Source organism: Segatella salivae DSM 15606 (assembly GCF_000185845.1).
Taxonomy (GTDB): domain Bacteria; phylum Bacteroidota; class Bacteroidia; order Bacteroidales; family Bacteroidaceae; genus Prevotella; species Prevotella salivae.
Window position 1 is genome coordinate 2,415,574 of the sequence record NZ_GL629647.1, and the last position, 4,212, is coordinate 2,419,785.

1 protein-coding gene is annotated in these 4,212 nt (G+C 35.4%); it reads right to left on the reverse strand.

What is annotated here, in order from left to right; all coding sequences use genetic code 11:
* Positions 1–15: 15 nt before the first annotated feature.
* A complete protein-coding gene (locus tag HMPREF9420_RS09510; RefSeq protein ID WP_044079210.1) occupies positions 16–3,318 on the reverse strand; it encodes a SusC/RagA family TonB-linked outer membrane protein in 3,303 nt (1,100 codons plus the stop codon).
* Positions 3,319–4,212 lie beyond the last annotated feature (894 nt).

The window sequence follows — 4,212 nt, forward strand, 5'->3', positions numbered from 1 at the left end:
TTATTATTTTTTTAGTTAGAATGTTACGTTAATACCAAATGAGAATGTCTTCGACAAAGGATACCCATTACTGTGACGAGAGTCCGTTCCAATTATTTCTGGATCAAATTGTTTTGGCATTTTTGTAATAGTGAACAGATTTTCTATTGATACGAATACGCGCATATTGCTGATTCCCCATTTTGTTGTAATGTTACGAGGGATAGTATAGCCTGCTTGAAAATTTTTCAAGCGCATATATGCTGCATTCATAAGATAGCGTGTTTGGCATCTTTCATTTTTATTACTAAATGTTGCTCGTGGAAGGAAAGCATCTTGATTAGCTTTTTGATAGCCGTTAGCGACCGACCATGTATTTGCATCACGATAATAATCTTTCACAGCGGTAATACCCGTAGCCCACCATTCACCAGAATTAGTAGCTCCAAAATAATATTCCAAAGAACCCCATGAGCCTCCTAACCATGCATCGCGCTTCATTACACCTTGGAAAAAGGCTCTAATGTCGAAGCCTTTCCAGCTTGCATTAAGATCAATTCCCCACAAAAAGCGAGGTGTTGAGTTGCCAATTACTTTTAAATCTCCATGGTCTGTGATAGTTCGTGCACCATCATTGATTTGCTTATCATTATTTGTATCTTCATACATAATATCACCTGCTGCCCAGTTTGAACCGATAGTACTTTGATCTGTAGTTGAAAGATGGGCATTCATCTCTTCATTACTCTTAGCAATACCCTTTGTAGTATATCCCCATATTTCATTGATATAGCGTCCTTTAATATAAGTATCTATACTATTTGTTGGGTTATTAGGATAACGTGTGATTTTTGTTCGAGAGTCAGATAGATTGAAAGTGACACCATAATGTAAACCATTTGCTAATTGGTCGTTCCAACTTAATTGTAGTTCCCAGCCATTTGTGCGGAGGTCAGTATTATTAGTCACAGGAACACCAGTACCAAGTATAGAGGGTAGTTCTGGCGCTTTTCCTACCATATTCTTTGTGTTGCGTACAAAGTAGTCAAAGGAACCAGTAAGGCGGTTGTTGAGGAATCCAAAATCAAGTCCCACATTGTAACTTTCAACCTTTTCCCATGTGAGTAATGATGATACTAAACCTGGTGCACTGGTAGTATTGGTCTTTTGACCATTTTGTAGCCAATAACCAGTAAAAGCTCTGTAGGCGATAGTTTGGTAAGTTTGATACCAATTGTCGATATTCTGATTCCCAAGTGAACCATAGGATAGACGTAGTTTTAAATTGGATAACCAATCTTTTGTGTTTTTCATAAAGTTCTCTTCTGAAATACGCCAACCTAATGATATAGAAGGGAATAGTTTCCACATCTTATCACTGCGGAATTTTGATGTACCATCATATCTCAAATTTAATTCTGCTAAATATCGTTCTGCATAATTATAATTGATACGACCAAAAAAGCCTGCTGTCTGCCATTGATTGCGGGCTCCATTAACGTTAGGAGTAATTGCTACACCTTGATAGCTGAGCCCATTTGTAAGGTCTACTTCTGATTTTTCTGGATCAATGATACCATTGCGTTGCAGTCCAAATTCAGTTCGTCTAAGCTGTTCACACTGAAAACCGCCCATAATATGGAAATTATGTTTTTCAGCTATGGATTTATTGTATTCTGTGTAGAGTTGAAAATTGAGATAGTTATCCTTAAATTCATCCTCATGTACATTTGAATTTTGATTATAAATCACGGGTTCTCCTGCAACATTATGGTTATAAGTGCGTTGACTATCCCAATGACGAATGCTATTATCTATCTTATAGTTGAAATCTACATGCGTAATCCAATTTCTTATAGGTTCAAGAACGAAGCTTAATTGATGATAGATAATATCTGTCTCTTTACGATCCTGTCCACCTGTTTTAAGGCCGAGTGCCGGGGAAGGTGAACTAAAAAGATAACCATTACGGTCATATAATGGTAATACTGGCCAACCTTGGCGAGCCATATCACTATAAAGGCCATTCGTTAGTGCTGATGGGCGTTCATAATTAGCACGTGTAAAACGCATATTATAGTTCATTCTTATCCAACGTGCTAATTGTGCTCCAATCTTAGCAGTACCATTAAATCGCTTGTAATTGTCGCTTCCCATGTCCATAAAACCACCATTATAAAGGTAGTTTCCTGACACATAATAGTTGAATTTATCATTCCCGCCACTTACACTTGCGTTATGTTCATGCGCAAAAGCAGTCTTTTTATAAACAACATTATACCAGTCTATATCGTCAATTCCATAGGCATATCCATCTTGCCATACGCTGTTATCTGGTTTCGCAGGGATGGCATAAAGTAGTGTGCCGTCGTCTGCTTTGCGAACACCAGGAGTATAAGGGGTAGCATTATGATAGGCAATAATCTGTTTCATGCGATTATTTTCAAAGAACACACTACTGCCAGTATTGGTTCGTGCATCGTTCATCCAACTTGCAAAGTCAACAGAATTCATCATGTGCTTGCCTCGAATGAGATTACTAAATCGGAAGGAGTTATTATAGTTCACAACAACTTTACCTTCTTTATTTCCACCTTTAGTAGTAATAAGGATTACACCGAATGGTGCACGTGAACCATAAATTGAACTTGCTGCAGCATCTTTCAGAACAGATATACTTTCGATATCTTGTGAGTTGATTGTATTGATATCTCCTTCCATTCCATCTATAAGAACGAGAGGAGAGCCAGACGAACCTTCACCAATAGTTGCAGTTCCTCGTATATTTATACTTGGATTAGACTCAAGTGAACCGCCTGAAGAATTGCTAATCTGAAGACCGGGGACAATTCCTTGTAAGGCTTGTGCAGCACTTTGAACAGGGCGTTGAGTCAGTTTTTTACCATCTACAACAGCAACAGATCCTGTTAGATTAACTTTCTTTTGTGTTCCAAATCCAACAACAACAACTTCATTTAGATTCTTCGAATCTTCTTGTAATATGATGTTATTAGGCCCTTGTACAGCTTTGATTGTGCGTGTTTTATAACCAATATATGAGATTTCGAGTTGATCTCCAACTTGTGCATTTATAGTATAATAACCATCAAGATCGCTCAATGCACCATTTGTTGTACCTTTAACTTTAATCGTTGCTCCAATTACCGGTTCGCCAGTAGCATCCAGAATTCTACCTTTTATCGCATTTTTTTGTAGAACCCCATTAATCACATTAATTTTGGCAATAGATTTTTGAGGAACTATACTCAGTATAGTTGACACTCCTATCAAGGAGAATAAAATTTTCCTTGATACGTTTCTAAATAATCTCTGTTTCATAAATGAACTTAGGTTAAATGTTTGTTTTGTCATTAATATTTAATTATTATATGCTTATGGTATAAGTGCATTCTGTGTGCTTGTCGTTAACAAAAATAAGAAATAGTATTATTTTTATTTTAGTTTGCAATAAATAAATTAATAATATTTTGTATTAATAGCAATAATTAACAATTGGTAACTTAATCATTAGTTTTCTATTAAAGAGAGGCATTGCTTTGTAGTTAATTAATCTTGATATTTTATTATGAACCTTATTTAAAATAAGAGTGTTCTTCCTTCTTATATAGAAATTCTTTCCTCATGTATATGTATTGTCCTATTTGTTTAAATATCAAATAATCCCTCTACCTACAATGATAACAAATCTATCTCCATTATATATAATAATGTGTATTTTATGAATTACAGATCTTTATATATTTTGATGGATAGGTTTTACTCTTATAATTTTAGGTAATAGCAAGAAAAGTAATTTGAAATAGCCAAAGTTTTGTAAAGTCTACATGAATCAGGCTAAAAGAATTGGTATATATACATATATAAAAAGGCTTGCAGACTTTAGAGAAAAGTTTAAGATTTGGAGCAGATTCTTTTCAGCTTTTTATTTATTTTTCTCCCATTTCTCAGCGAATGTTCGATGGTTTAGATAAATTAACAATTGAAATTATTGATAATCAGGGAGTTAGGTTGCCTAAGAACTAAGAACAAGAACAAAGAACAAGAACGACGAAAAGAAAGAAAGAAAAGGTCGCCGCCGTCGTCGTTTTATTGTTGAGGATTATTTTATGGTTTTTTTTTGCCTGATATTGCAGTGTGCTTTGTGTGGAGTTGTCGCCTGAAGTCTTGCATTTGGTCATGCTTTTTGCTTTGTTTTGTCAAACAACGCGAAAA